At 38.2% G+C, this 18,498-nt stretch carries 19 protein-coding genes and 2 tRNA genes; 9 read left to right on the plus strand and 12 right to left on the minus strand.

Going from position 1 to position 18,498, the window contains the following annotated elements; translation table 11 throughout:
* Nucleotides 1–15: 15 nt before the first annotated feature.
* Nucleotides 16–1,089, minus strand: a complete 1,074-nt coding sequence (locus MQE36_RS06855) for an isoaspartyl peptidase/L-asparaginase family protein (protein ID WP_242938427.1) — start codon at nt 1,087–1,089, stop codon at nt 16–18.
* Nucleotides 1,090–1,226: 137 nt separating this feature from the next.
* Here MQE36_RS06855 and MQE36_RS06860 point away from each other — a divergent pair, with 137 nt between their 5' ends.
* From MQE36_RS06860 to MQE36_RS06870, 4 genes are all read left to right on the plus strand, one after another.
* A complete protein-coding gene (locus MQE36_RS06860) occupies nt 1,227–2,159 on the plus strand; it encodes a DUF58 domain-containing protein (RefSeq protein ID WP_242938428.1) in 933 nt (310 codons plus the stop codon).
* 84 nt (nt 2,160–2,243) lie between these two features.
* Nucleotides 2,244–2,317 (plus strand) — tRNA-Asp (locus MQE36_RS06865).
* 176 nt (nt 2,318–2,493) lie between these two features.
* Nucleotides 2,494–2,685 (plus strand): ISAon1 family transposase N-terminal region protein, encoded by a 192-nt coding sequence (locus tag MQE36_RS17065; RefSeq protein WP_423242479.1) that lies wholly within the window; start codon nt 2,494–2,496, stop codon nt 2,683–2,685.
* 243 nt (nt 2,686–2,928) lie between these two features.
* A tRNA-Asp gene (locus tag MQE36_RS06870) sits at nt 2,929–3,002 on the plus strand.
* 322 nt (nt 3,003–3,324) lie between these two features.
* Here MQE36_RS06870 and MQE36_RS06875 read toward each other — a convergent pair.
* From MQE36_RS06875 to MQE36_RS06895, 5 genes are all read right to left on the minus strand, one after another.
* Nucleotides 3,325–4,755: a DUF3526 domain-containing protein gene (locus tag MQE36_RS06875; protein WP_242938429.1), complete on the minus strand. Its 1,431-nt coding sequence runs from the start codon at nt 4,753–4,755 to the stop codon at nt 3,325–3,327.
* Nucleotides 4,756–4,758: 3 nt separating this feature from the next.
* Nucleotides 4,759–6,162, minus strand: a complete 1,404-nt coding sequence (locus MQE36_RS06880; protein WP_242938430.1) for a DUF3526 domain-containing protein — start codon at nt 6,160–6,162, stop codon at nt 4,759–4,761.
* A 1-nt stretch (nt 6,163) separates the two neighbouring features.
* A complete protein-coding gene (locus MQE36_RS06885) occupies nt 6,164–6,577 on the minus strand; it encodes an AAA family ATPase (RefSeq protein WP_278286641.1) in 414 nt (137 codons plus the stop codon).
* A complete protein-coding gene (locus MQE36_RS06890; RefSeq protein ID WP_278286642.1) occupies nt 6,574–6,861 on the minus strand; it encodes an ATP-binding cassette domain-containing protein in 288 nt (95 codons plus the stop codon). Before MQE36_RS06890 ends, MQE36_RS06885 begins: the two co-directional genes overlap by 4 nt.
* Before the next feature lie 766 nt (nt 6,862–7,627).
* Nucleotides 7,628–8,590, minus strand: coding sequence for an NAD-dependent epimerase/dehydratase family protein (locus tag MQE36_RS06895; RefSeq protein ID WP_242938823.1), 963 nt, complete (start codon nt 8,588–8,590; stop codon nt 7,628–7,630).
* Between the two features lie 176 nt (nt 8,591–8,766).
* On the opposite strand from MQE36_RS06895, the gene MQE36_RS06900 reads away from it, so the two are divergent.
* The 3 genes from MQE36_RS06900 to MQE36_RS06910 all read left to right on the plus strand — a co-directional run bounded on the left by MQE36_RS06900 (nt 8,767) and on the right by MQE36_RS06910 (nt 11,991).
* A complete protein-coding gene (locus MQE36_RS06900) occupies nt 8,767–9,321 on the plus strand; it encodes a hypothetical protein (RefSeq protein ID WP_242938431.1) in 555 nt (184 codons plus the stop codon).
* Entirely contained in the window at nt 9,305–9,802 is a 498-nt protein-coding gene (locus tag MQE36_RS06905; RefSeq protein ID WP_242938432.1) for a nuclear transport factor 2 family protein, read from the plus strand. The genes MQE36_RS06900 and MQE36_RS06905 overlap by 17 nt, the downstream gene beginning before the upstream one ends.
* Nucleotides 9,803–9,912: 110 nt before the next feature.
* Complete coding sequence (locus tag MQE36_RS06910) at nt 9,913–11,991, plus strand: M13 family metallopeptidase (RefSeq protein WP_242938433.1); 2,079 nt, start codon at nt 9,913–9,915, stop codon at nt 11,989–11,991.
* A 65-nt stretch (nt 11,992–12,056) separates the two neighbouring features.
* Here MQE36_RS06910 and MQE36_RS06915 read toward each other — a convergent pair whose 3' ends face one another.
* From MQE36_RS06915 to MQE36_RS06925, 3 genes are all read right to left on the minus strand, one after another.
* On the minus strand, nt 12,057–12,773 hold the full coding sequence (locus tag MQE36_RS06915; protein ID WP_242938434.1) for a hypothetical protein: 717 nt from the start codon (nt 12,771–12,773) through the stop codon (nt 12,057–12,059).
* Nucleotides 12,774–12,866: 93 nt separating this feature from the next.
* Nucleotides 12,867–13,670, minus strand: coding sequence for an NAD(P)H-binding protein (locus MQE36_RS06920; protein WP_242938435.1), 804 nt, complete (start codon nt 13,668–13,670; stop codon nt 12,867–12,869).
* Nucleotides 13,663–15,936, minus strand: a complete 2,274-nt coding sequence (locus MQE36_RS06925; protein ID WP_242938436.1) for a M28 family peptidase — start codon at nt 15,934–15,936, stop codon at nt 13,663–13,665. Before MQE36_RS06925 ends, MQE36_RS06920 begins: the two co-directional genes overlap by 8 nt.
* Before the next feature lie 111 nt (nt 15,937–16,047).
* Here MQE36_RS06925 and MQE36_RS06930 point away from each other — a divergent pair, with 111 nt between their 5' ends.
* Complete coding sequence (locus MQE36_RS06930) at nt 16,048–16,509, plus strand: CBS domain-containing protein (protein ID WP_242938437.1); 462 nt, start codon at nt 16,048–16,050, stop codon at nt 16,507–16,509.
* A gap of 16 nt (nt 16,510–16,525) precedes the next feature.
* Here MQE36_RS06930 and MQE36_RS06935 read toward each other — a convergent pair whose 3' ends face one another.
* The 3 genes from MQE36_RS06935 to MQE36_RS06945 are packed head-to-tail and all read right to left on the minus strand — an operon-like array spanning nt 16,526 to nt 17,937.
* Nucleotides 16,526–16,873, minus strand: coding sequence for a hypothetical protein (locus tag MQE36_RS06935; protein WP_242938438.1), 348 nt, complete (start codon nt 16,871–16,873; stop codon nt 16,526–16,528).
* A gap of 1 nt (nt 16,874) precedes the next feature.
* Nucleotides 16,875–17,375 carry a DUF6265 family protein gene (locus MQE36_RS06940; RefSeq protein WP_242938439.1) on the minus strand — a complete coding sequence of 167 codons (501 nt, stop codon included), beginning with the start codon at nt 17,373–17,375 and terminating at the stop codon, nt 16,875–16,877.
* Between the two features lie 4 nt (nt 17,376–17,379).
* Complete coding sequence (locus tag MQE36_RS06945) at nt 17,380–17,937, minus strand: NUMOD4 domain-containing protein (protein ID WP_242938440.1); 558 nt, start codon at nt 17,935–17,937, stop codon at nt 17,380–17,382.
* Nucleotides 17,938–18,119: 182 nt separating this feature from the next.
* Here MQE36_RS06945 and MQE36_RS06950 point away from each other — a divergent pair, with 182 nt between their 5' ends.
* On the plus strand, nt 18,120–18,452 hold the full coding sequence (locus MQE36_RS06950; protein WP_242938441.1) for a single-stranded DNA-binding protein: 333 nt from the start codon (nt 18,120–18,122) through the stop codon (nt 18,450–18,452).
* The last annotated feature ends 46 nt before the right edge of the window (nt 18,453–18,498 follow it).

Raw genomic sequence — 18,498 nt, forward strand, 5'->3', positions numbered from 1 at the left:
ATGATGAATTGTGTCTTAGTCTTTGAATATTCCAATATATAGTTTCCCGTTTTTATCCATGGAAGCACGGTACATTCCTGCAGTATTAAATTCCATGACAACATTCCCCTGGTGGTCTATACCGATAACACCGCCGGTACCGCCCAGTTCGGTGAGTTTTTCCTGAATTACTTCAGAAGCCGCCTGCTTTAAGGATGAGCCTTTGTATTCTATCATTGCCGATATGTCATAGGCCACCATGCCCCGTATGAAATATTCGCCCCATCCGGTCGATGATATGGCGCAGGTTTTGTTGTTGGCGTATGTTCCGGCTCCAATGATAGGGGAGTCGCCGACACGCCCCCATTTTTTATTGGTCATGCCCCCGGTGGAAGTACCTGAGGCCAGATTTCCGTTCTTGTCAAGGGCGACACAGCCGACAGTCCCGTATTTATAATCTTTTATCTGTGGATCATAAAAGGCAGATTTATCGTCATGGTCGAGTATGGTTTTTTCATGCTCTTTAGCCCTCTCCAGGGCTTTCATCCTGTTTTCGGTATAAAAGTACGACGGATCTACCAGCTCGATGTTTTGCTCTTTGGCGAAGGCTTCAGCACCATCACGGGCAAACATTACGTGTGCTGAATTTTCCATAACGGCTCGTGCTAAATTAATCGGATTTTTCACAGTTGTAACTCCTGCAACTGCTCCTGCATTGAGAGTCTTTCCGTCCATGATAGAGGCATCGAGTTCATTCTTTCCGTCATTTGTAAAGACAGCGCCTTTCCCCGCGTTAAAAAGAGGAGCGTCCTCAAGAATATTGATGGCTTTTTCAACAGCATCAATACTGCTGCCCCCATCGGCTAGAATTGTGTGACCGGCTTTAATAGCTTCTTCCAGCTTAGCTTTGTAACGGGCTTCAAGCGCATCACTCATGTTCTTTTTTAAGATAGTACCGGCGCCACCGTGAATTACAATGCCAAAGTTTTGACTACCTGATGATGATGAGGTGACCTCGTTCTTTAATGTCTTTTCATTGCTTTCGGATTTATTGTCCTGACAACCAATGAGTAACATTGCAGAGAGTACAAAGTGGATGATTAGTCTCATAACACGTTTTTAAAGATTGATAAAATTAATAAATACTGGTACTTAATAATAAAAATCTTACTAAATTTTATGAAAAAAGTTTATTTTTTTATTTAGGGGCATTTAGACTACTTTTATGTTCTTTATAGGTTATAGAAATGGATATAGGAAAAGAAGTAAACAAGTTGTACACTTATAAAAACCTCGAGCTTTTAGCCGGGCAGGTTGTAGAGGGCTTTATAAGTGGATTGCACAAGAGTCCTTTTCATGGTTTTTCATCCGAGTTTGCTGAGCATAAAATATATAATGCCGGCGAAAGCACACGACATATAGATTGGAAGATTTTTGCCAAAACAGATCGCTTGTATACCAAACAGTATGAAGAAGAAACAAATTTAAGATGCCACCTTATCATTGATAATTCATCATCCATGCACTATCCGGAGGTAGGCCGGATGAGTTTGTCCAACCTTAACAAGATTGGTTTTTCTGTTATAGCATCTGCAGCGCTTATGAATTTATTTAAGCGTCAGAGAGATGCCGTCGGCCTGAGTGTTTTTTCTGATGAGTATGAGTATTATGCTCCCGAAAAAGGAAGCGAGAGACATCATAAGATGTTGCTTAGTTACTTAGAAGGGGTGTTAGATACTGCCGCTAAGCATAAAACGACCAGGCCATACACATATTTGCATCAGATAGCAGAGAAGATACATAGAAGGAGTATGATATTCTTATTTACAGACATGTTTCAGACAGAAACGAACCAAAAAGAGTTGTTTGATGCATTACGTCATTTAAAATATAACAAGCATGAGGTGGTGCTTTTTCATGTGATGGATAAAGAAAAGGAACTGTATTTTAATTTTGATGATGCACCAAAGCGTTTTGTCGATGTTGAAACTGGAGAGTATATAGATTTATATGCTAAGAATATGAGAGTATCATATGAAGAAAAGATAAGAGAATATTTCCGGCAAATAGCTTTACAATGTGCACAGTATAAAATTAAATATGTAGAGGCCGATACAGCTCGTGATATCAATAAAATTCTGCTGACGTACTTGCTTGAAAAACAAAAGTTTAGCAGGTAGGTGAAGAATCTTATTTATTTTTTAGGGAAAAACGTTTGTGGAATAAAAAATGGGATGTATATTTGCAACCGCAAAAGAGATGCAGGTCTGGTAGTTCAGCTGGTTAGAATACATGCCTGTCACGCATGGGGTCGCGGGTTCGAATCCCGTCCAGACCGCAAAAAGCTTCGAAGAAATTCGGAGCTTTTTTCGTTTCAGGATATTACCGTAAGCGGATTAAGGGGGGAGCAGGCGTAAATTGGGTCAATCTCAAAATTGTGTGTCCATTGAATTTGTAGTTAGATCTTTGTTTTAAAAACCGATTGTATCGGATCTATACATAGACTTACTAAAGGTGCTCCTTCCTGAACTATTAATGATCCATTTCGATATTGCTAAACATGAAATAAACAAAGATGTTCTTCATCTTCATTTTGAGGAGAAGAATGATATTCCAAAAGAGTTTTCCTCTGAGGTACTTATTTCACACGGTTTTCATAAAGCAATCACCATTCAGGATTTTCCTGGGATCATGCCTAAAAGTTGAGATTAGAATCTTTACAAAAAAGTATTTGAATTATCCTTTTAAACCTCTTAAAGCTAATACTCCCCGAAGTATTAATAAACGGGCCGTCGCCGAAAGTGGGAAACCAGGTGACAATTACAATGGTAAATTCTGGAATTATAAGGTGAAACTGTTGTTGTAAATAGTGTAGCTGACGATAAATAAAAAAATGTGTTGTAAAATAAAAAATGAAATGTATATTTGCAGCCGCATAAATGAAATGCAGGTCTGGTAGTTCAGCTGGTTAGAATACATGCCTGTCACGCATGGGGTCGCGGGTTCGAATCCCGTCCAGACCGCAAAAAGCTTCGAAGAAATTCGGAGCTTTTTTTGTTACCGTATATGCCCGGGTAGCATGAGATGTATAAGGGCTTCTGCTTAACCTTTTTATACAAATCAACATATTAGCAATATGCCGTCTTAATTTGTAAAATAAAAAAGAAGTAAGGCGTACATCGGTTGATGGACCTTACTCCTGATAGCTACAGCTTTTCTTCTGTGACAATAATCCGCTGTTAGTAGGTCTAAACTATATGTTTATACCGGCGCTTTTTTAGAAGAATATAGGGTTATTAAAAGCACCGGTATAATAAGTTGTATGATTACATTCAGAATACTTATTTATATTGATATTGTTTGGGCAGATTTGTCTTTAAGGTTCTTCCCGATCAATACAAAGAAAATCAATAAACTGATTGCAACGATGGCTAACAAGTTTAGCAAAACCTCATTTTCAATTCTGTTTTTGTATATAAACTTTGGGAGTTCGTGATAGTTTTTTGTGCTAAACTTTTGTTCTTTGAATAACATCGGAACCAGGTAGTTTCTCCATTCTCCGGAAAATTCAAAAACTTGTTTTTTATAGTCGTTATAATGTTTTTCTGATGTTCCTGCAATATTGTTTAATGACTGTTGCATTAAAATTGCCGGTGAAACATACTTGAACATGCTTATCAGACCTTGTTGCTTTTTTAGTTGCAGATCGTATTCGGCTACGAGAGGTTTTGTTTTTTCTTCCATTACTTTTTCAGAAGCAAAATAATTATGCCAGAAGCCGAACTTTTGTTCGTTGTTTCCCTGGGCTAGCTCCGGATGATTACGTAAATATTCATCCATGATTTTGTTTTGCTTTTCCTCATTTTCTTTCTTTATCAAACGAATTTCATTAATCATTTTTAAACGCGAAGGCGTTGGATATAATGAGTTCCCTATCTGGTTGATAGTTGCAGGTAATACCATTACTATCAATAACCATACGCCAATTAAAGTAAGGGCGTTTTTAGCAGAGTTATTAACCCTGATGTTTACAATACAGGCTACTATAAACCAAAACAGGATATAACCGGATACAATCAGGAGTAGACCCGCTAAATTAGCGGTATCGGTAAATGCACCTATAGAAAAAACGGAAATTGTTATGAGTAATGTTACCAGCGTAATTACTGTAAATACAATATACCGTATCATCATTTTTTGTAATAGCCAGCGAATGATCGATATAGGTTGTGCTCCCAATAATCTCAACGTTCCCAGTTCTTTTTCTTTAGATAAGATATTAAAAGTAAAGGCGATGACAAGTAAAGGTAAGATGTAGATGATTACAAAAGACAAATCGAAATTTCCGAATAATAGCTGTATAGGGTTCACCATTTCAGAATAATCCAAGGCAAAATTATTTCCATACACAGTGGGACTTTTAAAGTGTGTGTACATATCACTTTGCCCCGTTGAAATAAATGATAAAGTTTCGGGATGCATAATTGTCAAACGTGGATGACGGTATCCGATTGTCATCGGTTCGGTAGGTTGTTGCCAATAAGGGATATCTGTTTTTTCCCCGTTTTCAATCTTTGTCAGTGCAGCCAGCATCGAGCTGTCCTTTTTATACAGCTCCTCTTGAACTGTTGAAATGTCGTTAAGCCTTTTCGTTATGTTTTTTGTTCCGTTAAAGGTTGCAAACGTAAATAATAAACCAATACTAATGAGCAAGACCGCCAGCCAGTTGCTTCTTATCAATAATTTAATTTCGTATAATAAATTGTTAGTAAACATAACTTATATTTTTTTTGAGGTGATTATTAAACCTGCAAATGGCAAGGCAAACCATAATGCCAAGAACAATAAATTTTGCATGTTTTCCTTTAAAACCTGGGGTAGTTTAGGAGGGATAAAATTGAATTTTGGAAGTTTTTTAAACTTTTCGGAACTCATTTTATAACCAGACTCACCTTTTTTTGCATTATCCTTGATGTCATAGTTTAGAAACTTTTGCTTTTCAATACGATATTTTTCAGCCGCTTTGGTAAACTTCCAATGTAAATTATCGCTTGTATGAGTAATGTCCATCGATAAAAAGCGTACAGGGATGAATGGCGATATAAAAGATAGGCTTTTATAGGTGTTGTTTTGGTTTACCGCTATTTCATTTAAGATGTTGTAATGTTTTTCATAAATCTTGGCCTCGTGTTCCTCGCCCTTTTGCATGCGATAGCCTGCGTAATTAAATGGTAGCTGGCTGAGGCTGTCGACCCCATACTTTTTTAAGGTTTCTTCTTCCAATTTCTTAGCGGCTTCGTTCCAGGGATTATGCCCGTCCAACCCGTTTTTTTTGTCTTCGGAAATACGCGAGCTGAACTCAGATTTTGAAGGATAAGGATAGCTTGTATTTGCAAAATTGGTTGCTATCTTCGGAGTAATAAAACTAAAAATAATCCAAACGCCCAGACTACTTACAAGAGACATCCCTGAAGATTTACTCCACATGGAGATTAAGACCGTAACCGTGGTGATGATTAAATAATAAAACGAATAGGAGACAAAGAGTACCAGTAAGCTGGTCCAGCTAAAGAAAGCCAAGCCATCTAAACTGCTTAATACAAGTCCGGTTGCCAAAAAAATAACTACTGTAAGGATGAAAACCGGAATAAAAGTTGCCAGCCATTTGCCTAAGGCCAGTTTTACAGGATGTACCCCCTGACTTTTTAATAGTTTAAAGGTTTGATGTTCGAATTCTTTGGTGTAGGAATTGTACCCGATTAAAATAATGATCAGCGGAAACAAATAAATCAATACGAAATTGATCGAGAGTGTTCCAAAACGAGCCAAACTGGTTTGATCACTAGCTTCGCTAAACGAAGCTTCGTTTCTGTTGTGTGCTTCCAGGAAAATAGAATTTCCGGTGTATTTGGTAACTCCATAATCAAAAAGCGATAAAGCAAATAAGGGTTTAAAAGCATAAGTGCCATAATGTGCCGCCGAATGCGGATTTTTCTCGTCTTGTGTTTCCCAGATTGTACGTTCCTTATCAACCGATTCTATATACTGTTGATTGTTTTTTTGATATTGGTTGATGCCGGTAATGGCAGCAACAAACAATAGGATCAATAAAATGCCCGTCGCTATCTTAAAGCGGCCATCTCTCGTTAGCTCCTTGAGTTCTTTAAAAATTATATTTTTCATTTTAAGAGACATTTTTAAAGTTCATGATGTCAAGATAGATGGTTTCAAGCTCCTTTAGCGAAACATCTTTAGAATTAGAATAGTTCTGTAAAACTCCGGAACGCATAATTCCGATGTGTGTACTCACTTCTTTAGCCCTGAATAAATCGTGGGTAGCCATCAGAATCGCTACGCCATTGTTCTTCATTTTAGTGAGCAAGGCCATAAATTCATTGCTTGATTTAGGATCTAGTCCGGACGTTGGTTCATCTAGTAACAAGACTTTCGATTCTTTGGCTATAGCTAATGCAATACCCACTTTTTGCCGCATCCCTTTAGAGAATTTTTTCACACGCTTTTCATGCGCTTCTTCCTGGAGCCCCGCTTCGGTTAAGTACGATTTTAAAATTTCCGTATCAAATGTTTTCCGTATCAAATGTTTTCAATGGCATTTAATGTGGGATATAGCATTAAGTTTTCAGGAATGTACGTTAACATCCCTTTGGTTTTGATAGGGTTTTGTACAACGTCCAGGCCGTTAATTTCAGCAACTCCCGAAGTGGGTTGGATAAAATTCAGCAACATGTTGATCGTGGTCGATTTTCCTGCGCCGTTTGCTCCTAAAAGACATAGAATTTCCCCGGCTCCTACATTAAAGGATAAATTGTTCACAGCCGTAAAATCACCATATTTTTTGGTGATGCTTTTTGTAGTAATCATAATGTAAAGTTGAAAAGTTTAGTAAATTAATAATAGGTGTGCATAGCAACAATGCTATACATGTATATGTACTGCCGGGAGTTAGTTAGCCCAGACAGCCATGTTTTAAATAATTAGTACAGAAGACTTATGCAGGAGTTGGTGGAGGTCTGCAAAAGAGGTGGTTGTCTGTTTGATCTTGTGAAAACCGGTATGAATACTCACAAAAAATTTCTTCACTGAATAAATATCGATCAGGCTGTTCAGGTAAAACCTGTTCATCAGTGACGAATGGTATCGCATTTGAAGTGATTACATATTCACAGACTTCACAATCATTGTGAGATTCATTACTGTCGTGAGTCAATGCATGCAACCCGGTCAGTTTTATACTGATAAAAAAGACCAGACAGAAATAAGCGATATATCTTTTACAAGTTTTCACAAAAGAAATTGAAAGTACAAGAATAGAAATAAATTTTGCTAAAGTGCGGTTCCTGTTCAAGCTTTAACTAAAATTTATATGTAGAAGGCTGTTTGATGTGATTAATTACAACAAAAGAACATTTATAGGATTAATATTACTGTGTGGTTTATTTATACTAGATGTATAATAGCTTTAAAGGGTGTTATACTCATATGAAAAGTCTCTTAAAGCTATAGCTGTGTTGTTGTGGAATGATACTGCTAGAAGATGATTACTGTCTTGTAGTCAAAAGAAAAACGCTCCCCTGACTAAAAGTTACTTCATCCGGAGAGCGCTGGCTTGTTGTATTCTTTGATTAGACTACAAAGATTCTTTCTTGTAATACGATTTTAAGTTCTTAAGCATGATCTCAGTCATTTCGTCCAGAGATATTTTACTGCTCCATCCCCAGTCATTCTGAGCGTCAGTATCGTTTACACTGTTAGGCCAGGTGTCTGCAATATCTTGTCTGAAGTCAGGGTTGAAGGTTAAGGTAAAATCAGAAATGTGATTTTGAATACTGGAAGCTACATCCTCAGGAGCAAAACTAATACCGCTTAAATTATACGAAGACCTGATTTTTATGTCTTTGGTGTCAGCATCCATGATATTAATAGTGGCATTAATGGCATCGTCCATATACATCATAGGCAGGAATGTGCCTTTGTTTAAAAAGCTGGTGTATGTACCATCGGTTATGGCTTTATGATAAATATCTACTGCATAATCTGTAGTTCCTCCACCGGGCAGTGTTTTATAGCTGATCAATCCGGGATACCTGATACTCCTTACATCAACACTGTATCTGTTGAAGTAATATTCACACCAACGTTCGCCTGCCTGTTTACTGATTCCGTATACAGTGCTTGGTTCCATAATGGTTCGTTGAGGTGTGTTGTTTTTAGGCGTAGTAGGCCCGAATACGGCTATCGAACTTGGCCAGAAAATTTTATTGATTTTTTTATCCCGGGCCAGATTCAAGACATGAAGCAGCGAATTCATGTTTAGGTCCCATGCCTTTAACGGATTTTTTTCGGCAACGGCCGAAAGCATGGCAGCCATAAGGTAAACATCCGAAATATTATGTTTTTCTACAACGTGTGCGATGGCTTTACTGTCTGTTGCATCTAAGATTTCAAAAGGGCCCGACTCCATGAGCTCCTGACTTCCTTCTCTAATATCCGAGGCAATTACAGCATCATTTCCATATTTATCTCTCAGGGCTATTGTTAATTCAGACCCAATTTGCCCGCAAGCACCAATAATCAGAATATTTGGCATTATGTGTTGTGTTTTAAATCCGAACGCAAATTTAATTAATACAATCAGATTATAACACTATTTTTTGAAAATCTGTATAGTGAATGTGTTAAAAAGAAATTATACGAAAGAAATAAACTAACGTTTGATTTCTTTTGACGTTTAGTGGTGAAGTTTAAAAATATACTATATTCGCATTTATGAATAAGAACCTCGTAATAGTACTCATATCTTATTTGCTGATGGTATCATGTGGTGATGGCAAAAGAAACCAGGAAGCAAATGAGGTTGTTGAAAAAGAAGCAACTCGGCAAAAAACAGTTCCTGAAGTAACAAATGTTGATGATGCCGTTTCAGAGCAGCTGGCTGAGTGGAATGAATGGACGGTTTTTAATGAAGAAATGCTCAAGTTTCAAAAATTGAGGGCCGATAATTTGTCATTATCCTTAGACGAATTAATCAGATTAATGAAGGAACTCGATACGTCTGAGTTTCCTGAAAAGATTAATATTCCGGCAATAAAAAGCAGGCTTCTGGTACTAAGAACATTTATATATAAAGCCAGGTCAATATCAGATGATCCAGGGATATATGAAGAGTTAAACGATTTGCAAATAAAAGTTGTTACGGCTTACAATGAGTTAAAATCCCAGATAAAAGAAACATACAGGGAAAAAGAATACGAAAAAGTCCTTAGGACAATCGACTCAATTGACAACGAAATTGAACAAAATAAAGATGATCAAAATAATTAAAGTACTGTTTTTATTATTGCCGTTAGTTATGTTTGCTCAAGATTCTGTAAAAGAAAAAGAGCTTATAAATAAGCAAGTAGATGCCTGGCATCTGGCTGCAGCCGAAGCCAATTTTAATGATTACTTTTCAATAATGTCAGATGACGCGGTTTTTATCGGAACTGACGCTACTGAAAACTGGCAGTTGGATGCTTTTAAAAAGTTTGCCAAGCCTTATTTCGACAGAGGAAAAGCATGGAGTTTTATAGCATTGGAAAGAAATGTTTATATAGATAAAGCCGGGAAGTTGGCCTGGTTTGATGAGTTGTTGGATACCCAAATGAAGATATGCAGGGGTTCAGGTGTGTTGAAAAAGATAGGAGGCCGGTGGAAAATAGCTCATTATGTGCTTTCTATTGCTGTACCCAATGAAAATGTTGATGAATTGGTCGATATAAAGCAGGACTTCGATAATAATTTGATTGAGCGTTTAAAGCAGTAAAGCATAAAGACAGAAAAGTCCTTATAAATTACTGTTAATCTTCACCTCCATGCCTTTACAGATTGGGTTTTTGTTTACATTGCAGTAGACTAAAATCTAATCATCTAAAAATGAAATTGAAAGTATTAAAACCTGTTGCATTGGGAGCAGTTTCCGTTGCAACTGTTTTGGCATGTAAAACCGATGCCAAAAAAGAAGAATCGGCTTTAGTGGAGAAGATTCCGGGGATTAACCTGGAGTTGATGGATACCACGGTAAGCCCTAAGAACGATTTTTTCCGTTATGTGAACGGAAAATGGGTCGATAATACCGAGATTCCTGCCAGTAGAGCATCATGGGGGAGTTTTTATGAACTTCGGCAGAAAACAGACGAAGATGCGCTTAACATTCTCAAGGAAGCAGTAAGCGACCAGAACCTGGATCCGAATTCCGATCAGGCAAAAGCAGTTTTTTTATTTCAAACCATTATGGATACGGTTTCAAGAAACGAGCAGGGAGTTGCCCCGCTAAATCCGTATCTGGAGAAGATCAATGCCATAACAGATGTAAACGGACTGCAAGCTTTTTTAATCGAAATGGAACCGAAAGGCGGTGCAGGTCTTTTTGGTTTTGGAGTGGGAGCCGATGCTAAAGACAGTAATAAGAACAGGGCTTCTATCGGGGTCGGGGCTTTAGGGCTTCCTGACAGGGACTATTATATGCTTGACGATGAGGATTCGAAAAACCTCAGGGAAAAATATGTGAAACACATAACAAAGATGCTTCAATTCATAGGTTATGAAGAAGAAGCGGCTGCTGAAGAAGCAAAGCAGGTACTTGCTTTTGAAACTAAACTGGCTGTGCCAAGACTGGATAAGGTACAGCGAAGGGATCCTGGTTTAACATACAACCCTACAGCCATAGAAGACCTTCAGAAAATGACTCCATCCGTTAATTGGAAAAATTACTTGGATGGAATCGGTGCGTCTGCTGTCGATACCGTGAATATTTCACAATTAGATTACTTTAAATCTTTGTCAAATACGATTTCGCAAGATAACCTCGAAGACATAAAAGCTTACCTGAGATGGAATGCTTTAAATGGAGCTGCCGGAATGCTTACAACAGATATTGAGTATGCTAACTGGGAGTTTTACAGTAAGACTTTGAGGGGGGCTCAGGCACAGAGAGCAAGAGATGAAAGAGCGTTGCAAAATATAAACTGGACTTTGGGTGAGGCTTTGGGGAAATTATATGTTGAAAAAGTATTCCCTCCTGAAGCAAAAGCACAAGCAGTTGAAATGATTCAAAACATCATAAAGGCATATAAAGCCCGTATTAATGCACTGCCATGGATGGATGCGGATACGAAAGAAAAGGCTATTGAGAAGTTAACCAAGACAACCATAAAGGTCGGTTATCCCGATCAATGGAAAGATTATTCGGATTTGGAAGTCAGGAGTACCGAAAATGGAGGGTCGTACCTGCAAAACATGTTAAATGTTGCCGAATGGAGATTTAAAGAAGACATAGCCAAGTTAGGGAAACCGGTAGATAAGACAGAGTGGTTTATGGCTCCTCAGGTCGTGAATGCATACTACAACCCTTCGTATAATGAGATCGTTTTTCCTGCAGCGATCCTTCAGCCGCCATTTTTCAATTTTACAGCCGATGCCGCGGTTAATTATGGCGGGATAGGAGCTGTGATCGGACACGAGATATCACATGGTTTTGATGATAGTGGTGCCGATTATGATGCAGATGGAAACCTGGTAAACTGGTGGACCGACAAGGACCTGGAAGAATTCAACAGGCTGGGTGATTCACTGGCTGCACAGTATAGCAAAATAGAAGTGTTGCCGGGGGTTCATATCAATGGTAAATTTACCCTTGGTGAAAATATCGGAGACCTGGGAGGAGTTAATGCTGCATACGACGGGCTTCAGATTCATTTAAAGGAGAACGGCAATCCGGGAGAAATCGACGGATATACGCCGGAACAACGCCTCTTTATGTCGTGGGCTACCGTCTGGAGAACGAAGTCGAGAGACGAAGCATTAAAGAACCAGGTGAAAACAGATCCGCATTCACCGGGACGATACAGAGCGACACAGCCTTTATTAAACATTGATGCTTTTTACGAAGCCTTCGATATTACAGAAAATGACGAGATGTACCTTGAACCGGAAAAGAGAGTTAAAATCTGGTAAAAATTCAAACTAAAAGAGGCCGTCTAATGTTTTTTAGACGGCCTCCTTTTTATGATTGAAAATAATTATTGCTTGTCTGTATCGGTATTTTCTTCAGCAGGAGCTTCTTTTTGTTTTACAAGAAGTTCTTTTATTTGCTTTGCCAACGAAAAATTAGGAGCCATGGTGATGGCCTCATCTATGGTGGCTATAGCAGTATCTATCTGAGTTTTATCTTCGTTGTATTGGTATAAACCTTTTTGATACATAAAAGCAGCCTTTATCGGAACCTGATACGGTGGATTACTTTGGTAAAAAGGCAACATCTCATCGTCTTTAGCATGAGTAATTCCATAATCCAGATAAGTCTTGGCCTCAGCAGTTTTTCCAATTTGCAGGTTAAGGTCTAAAAGTTCGTAAGCCAGGTAAACATCGGCTTTCCTGCCAAATAATATATCGTATTGCTGAACAGCTAACTGTGGTTGGTTTGCAGCTTTCAGGGCTGCGGCCTTCACCTCCACGGCCAGGTCTGATGCCTGTGTGTCTTTTTCAGCTCCCAGTAGTTTTATAGCCTGTAAGTTTTGTCCGCTATTTGCATAATAATAAGCAAGTGTGTCTATTCTTGCCTGATCAGGAGCTAATACGTTAAGGTGTGTAAGTGCATTAATGGCTCCTCTCATATCGCCTTGCTTCTTCATTTGCTTATAATAAGCTTCATAGTGAGCTTTCAAACCTGAGTTGGATTGTGCAGTAACGCTTAAACAGCCGGCCCCTGCAAATAAGACTAATAATAATCTTTTCATTTTACTAATATTGATTAATGAATTCTGTTTTTTTAATCGGCTTCCAAAACTATTAAAATATTTGGATTAATTGCTTAAAGATAACCTAAAGCTTTATAATTCAGTAATGAACTGATAATTTAACGTCCTGATCAATTTATCAGAAGATATTATTTTTCCTTCTGATGCTTTCTCGTGGTTAAACCCGGGGGGGGTAATATTTCTTTTGTTTGCTTCTTGTGTATAATAATTTTCTTTTGAAGGATGAGAAGGGCTTGCAACATTAAACGATTCATTCCAGATTTGTCCGGAGACAATTCGCTCAATGATGAGGATGCAATCATCCAGATGCACAAGATTGACGGGGGCATTAGGGTTGGCGATATACTTTTTTCCGGACAGGTAAGTAACAGGATTACGGTCATTACCGATTAAACCGCTAAACCTTAATATGGTTGTGTTCAGGTTGTTGTTATTCGTTAAAAAGTCTTCAATTTCTTTTAATTGTTTACCGCTTTTACTGTTTGCGGTCCGGGGACTTTCTTCTGTGATGATCCGGTTATTATTAGAATAAACAGTTGTACTGCTGACAAAAAGCAGGTTCTTGATGTTAGCTTTCTCTAATTCATAAACAAGAGTTCTTATTTTAGAAACATAATTCTCGGCATTATTTCTGCGGAGTTTGGGAGGGATGTTAATAATTGCGGTATCAGTATCACTAAGGAGCCCATGTATATTTCCTTTGATGCTGTTTTCGTATAAGGTGATTTTATATGGATCGACGCCTTCGGCTCTGAGAACTGATAGTTTTTCTTCAGAAGTGGTGGAACCCTTAATGTGAAATCCTTTCTTTATTAAATGTCCGGCTAACGGACGGCCCAGCCATCCGCAGCCAATAATGGCAATATTATTATTCAATTTTAATCGTTTTTTTAACTATTACAGCGTCATTCAGAACAAAAGGCATCGGGATAGCATTAGAGGCTCTCTGAGGCACATCAAATGCCGGGTTGTCAAGAAGGTCGTTGGAAGATTCATAAATTAAGATTTCAATACTTTCATTTGCCTTTACTACCAGGTCCAATTCTGTATCCTCGTTGTTGCTGACATAATGTGTTAAAAGCCTTTCATCCCTGTTTTCAAGATAACTTTTGTTAAATATAACACCGTTAGCACTGCATTTAAGAAATTTGTTTGCAGAAAATAATTCCAGTCTGTTTACATTTCTGTGAGGAGTGATACATAGTTTAATATGCCGTTCAGAATTGATAATGGTATCGCTTTTTATGCTGATATCAGGTGTCTGGATGTTTTTAAGCGGCGCATCCTGTGTATAGGTAAACCCGGTTTTGTATTTGCTGCTAAAATGATTTTTTTCATGCGATTCGGTTTTTTCCTGTGAAATATACTTCGATGTCCATTCATCTAAAACCTTGTTGTAGGTGTTCCAGCTGGCTTTGTTGTTGTCTGCATCAAGCAGGTATACGAGGCTTGTAGGGTTAGGTCTGCTTTCGGTAAAACCTGATCTGAAATGAGCCTTTCCGAAACAAAAAACAGCGGTTATAAAGAAAAGAACAGCCAACGTTTTCTTCTGGCTGTAAAAGCCAATGGTCGAGAGGAGCAAGCCAAAAACCAATGTAGTAAGGAGTGTTGTTGCAACCATGATTTTCAGGCCTAATGCCACCGGGAACATTTGTATGAACGGAATCAGAATGAAGATTGCCGGAAGCCCTAAGAAGGTCAATAGTATAATGTTGGGGGTTTCCTGGCGGGTCAAGAGAAGCAAGGATACAAGAGCAGCGATCACAGGAATAATAAAAAAACTGGCACCTTCAAGATTGAAAGCCACATATGTGCAAATGACCAGCCATATCGTAATGGGAGCGATCAAAAGGTTAACAGGTTTTGCTTTTTTAAGCCTGCTGTATATACAAAAACAGATGGAGACTGATAAAAAACTAAAAAAGGCAATATATAGATGGCCATTATAAGTGAACCCGTGAAGGATGTCATTGTATTGCGGGTATAATGCTTTTAGCGCAGGCCATGAATAAAAACCGATCGCACCCGAAATGATCATAGCGGGTATAAATGCCAGGAATCCGAGGCCAATTTCTTTAAAGTCAAGTTTTTTGTTCCGGACCCCTGAAATAATGATAATTAGAAAAGCTATAACAGAAAGAACAAGCATTGGGAGGATCCAGCCGAATGGGTATGAGACCATTTTAAAAAAAGGTACATTGAAGAATATATAATCGGTATCTGATTTAAGGTTGCTCAGGTTGTATTCACTAAAATAGTGAAGTAACGGCATCAGGTAGCTTCCCTGGTGTTCCAGGGTATTTCGGTTTAAACGTTCGTAGTTGTCCATTGCCGTGTGGTAATCAAAATGATCGTCAATAAAGGCGAAATTGAAACCGTCAATATCTGCATCTTCCCTGAAAACCGTTAAATCGGTATCGTTAGGCAGTTTTTTATAAATGCTGTAAGCCAGTGAGTTGGCTACAGGGTACTCGGGGTTGGCTGCTATAAATTGTTCAACAAGAGTCGAGTTACTGCCGTTAGTCTCCATAAGCATATAGCTCGGCCCTCCGCTGCCTCTCGCTTCAAAATTTAATATAAGGCCGATATGCTGAGTCCACGGATGTTCATTTACAAAAAGTTGAGCACCGTTTAAGCCGAGTTCTTCCGCATCTGTAAAAAGTATAATAATATCATTAACCGGTTTTTTACCGGTTGATAGAAATGCCCTGATGCCTTCAAGGATGGTCGCAACGCCACTTCCTGCATCACTGGCTCCCAATGATGAGTGCGGATTACTGTCGTAATGCGTCATCAATACCAATGATTTGCCGTTGCCCGTCCCTTCAATTTTCGAAACTATATTAACAGCCTTACTCAGGTTTCCCCAGTCGCCACCTGTATATCCTTCCTGAAGCTCAACCTGAAGCCCGATCTTTTTTAGTTCAGATACCAGATAATCCCTGACCACAGAATGGTCTTTTGCCCCTACAAAATGAGGCTCTTTTGAGATCTGAAGTACATGCGACAAGGCCCGTTCGGTAGAAAAACGGTTCTCAGAAATTGTAGACTTTGAAATATGCTGAGGCATCAGTGAATAAAAACTCCAGTATACGGCTGTTAAAATAAAGAAGAAGGATAGGAAGGCTGAAAAGTTCTTCATGTGGTTTTTTTATAAAAATAGCGAAATTTTGAGGTTTGAATAAGTTTTATTAATATAATACGTTAAAATTCAGTAAATTTAGAAAAGTAAGCAAACTAAAAATGTAGTACTATGGGGATAAAGAGTTTTCAAGGGCCGAGAGAAGAGGTGAAAAAAGAGTATAAAGCACCTATTTTAGTTGAAGATTATATGACTAAGAACCTGATCACGTTCAAACCAGATCAGTCCATTTTAGAGGTTATGGAGCTTTTTATTAAACATCGTATTTCCGGGGGGCCTGTAGTAAATGAAATGGGGCATTTGATCGGTATAATATCAGAAGCCGATTGTATGAAACAGATATCGGAGAGCCGGTATTTTAACATGCCGATTCTGGAGAAGAATGTAGAGCATTTTATGACCAAGGAAGTAGACACTATAGGTCATGATGTCAGTATTTTTGATGCAGCTTCTAAGTTCTATAAAAATAACAGGCGACGTTTACCTGTAGTAGAGGATGGTAAGCTTGTCGGACAAATCAGTAGAAAGGATATTGTAAAAGCAGCCTTGCGCTTAAGTGGCCAAAATTGGTAGGAAATTCATATAGGCGTTATTTTTTAACTAATACATAAAAATCGTTTTCAAGAGGAAGGTATCCCAGGTCGTAAATGAAATAATATGTGGTGCCGTTTTTTGTGTGATATAAATTGGTTATTAGTTCAAAATCGAAACCCTTGTCTGCCAAAACGGTTTTTGTAGTTTTCCTTTTTCCGTTTGGATTTAATTCTTCCAGTATCCGATAGTTTTTTTTGAGCCGGTTGTTGACATTCCGTATAAGGTTCTTGCTTTTTTTGTTTAAACGATTGTTATATGCGTTTCTGCAGTAATCATTGCAAAACTTTTTGTCGGCTCTTCCATTGATCCTGGTATTACATTCGAGACAAAGTTTTTCTTCCATGTTATCTTCTTTTGTAATTAAACACAAGTTCATGGAGACTGCCGTCTTTATTTTTAGAGGCAACATATACGGTCATTTGATTGTCGTTGAGCCTCTCAAATGTCAATCCGTCAAAAAAAACTTTATGCCCCTTAATCGCTATAAACTTAAAATCAATGGTTTCTTCTTTTTCTTCCCAGCCATGAAGATTCTTGTCAAAATGTTTTAGCTGAAGAATCAGGGAATTGTTTTTTTCTTTGATATAGCCGATTTCATAAAAAAGCACTTCACCTTCGACGGTAAGTTTAAAAGAAAACATCATGGAACGCCCCGCCGGGGCGCTCCAGATTTCTTCTGCAGTACCTCCAAGCGCATTGCCCTGCCAGTATCCTTCAAGCCATGAAAGCTGTTCGATACCGGCTTCCTTTGATATGTGATCATCATCGACAGATAAAGTGTTTGCCGTTTGCGCTGTAGCAAAAAGGCTTATCAGGCACAGTAAGGAAGTACTAATAAGTTTCATTTAGTCATGGTTCTACATGACCCCAGTTTTCACCCGATTTTATCCGGTACAGTTGCATCTCAGAAATGCCAAATTGTTTTGCAATAAGTCTTAATCGAGTTCTACGATTAGGGTCGTTTATTTTTCTTTTGATCAGCCTGACTTTGGCTTCATTGAGTTTACTGTATGTAGGCTTTGTTTTCTGACGTTCTTTAGCAGCAATAACTTTAGGGTTTTTACTGTTGTGACTTGTCAGTTCTTTTTGAGTTGCCCACTCTAGATTTTCAACAAAGTTGTTGTCTTTTACAAAATCTCTGTGAATAACAAACTTTTTGCTTTCCGGATTTTCGATAAATAATTCGGCCACAGCCCTATGGATAAAGATGATTTCATTCTTTCCATCTTTTTTGATAGCTGTTGTAGCCGGATATCCACCTACTTTACCCGGGTCTAAAAGTTTTCCGTCCGGATCTGCTTTGTAGCTTATAATCCTACCGTAATTTGAGACCTTGTATTGCTCATTATCTTTCCAGGCGTCCTTACTAAGGTCTTTCCAGATCTCTTTTTTTAAATTAATAATCATTCTTTCAAGGTTTAAGGGGGTTCTAAAAGTACAAAAAAAAATACTAATTATAAACGACTACAAACGTTTACAATCGAATATAAACGAAAGTAACTACTTATTATACGGGTAAATTCTGGTGATGAATTCAAATTTGCAATATCAAAATCAAAAATCTATTTATCAATTTAAATTTTTTCATCATGAATTCATTAAGAAATAAAGTACAGCTTATCGGGAATCTGGGGAACGCCCCTGAGATCGTAAACATGGAAAGCGGAAAGAAATTGGCAAAGTTTTCTATAGCTACAAACGAAAAATACAGGAACTCGAAAGGAGAAGTAATAAAAGAAACTCAGTGGCACCATATTGTGGCCTGGGGTAAAATAGCAGAAATCATAGAAAAGTATCTGAACAAGGGAAGCGAAGTGGCTGTTGAAGGTAAACTATCATCCAGAAGTTATGAAGATAAGGACGGTGTAAAACGCTACGTTACCGAAATCAATTGCGTTGAGCTTTTGATGCTCGGTAAGTAATTGGGGTTAGTTTTGGAGAAAGGGCAGCATTAAACGTTGCCCTGTC

This window comes from Zhouia spongiae, from assembly GCF_022760175.1.
Classification (GTDB): Bacteria; Bacteroidota; Bacteroidia; order Flavobacteriales; family Flavobacteriaceae; genus Zhouia; species Zhouia spongiae.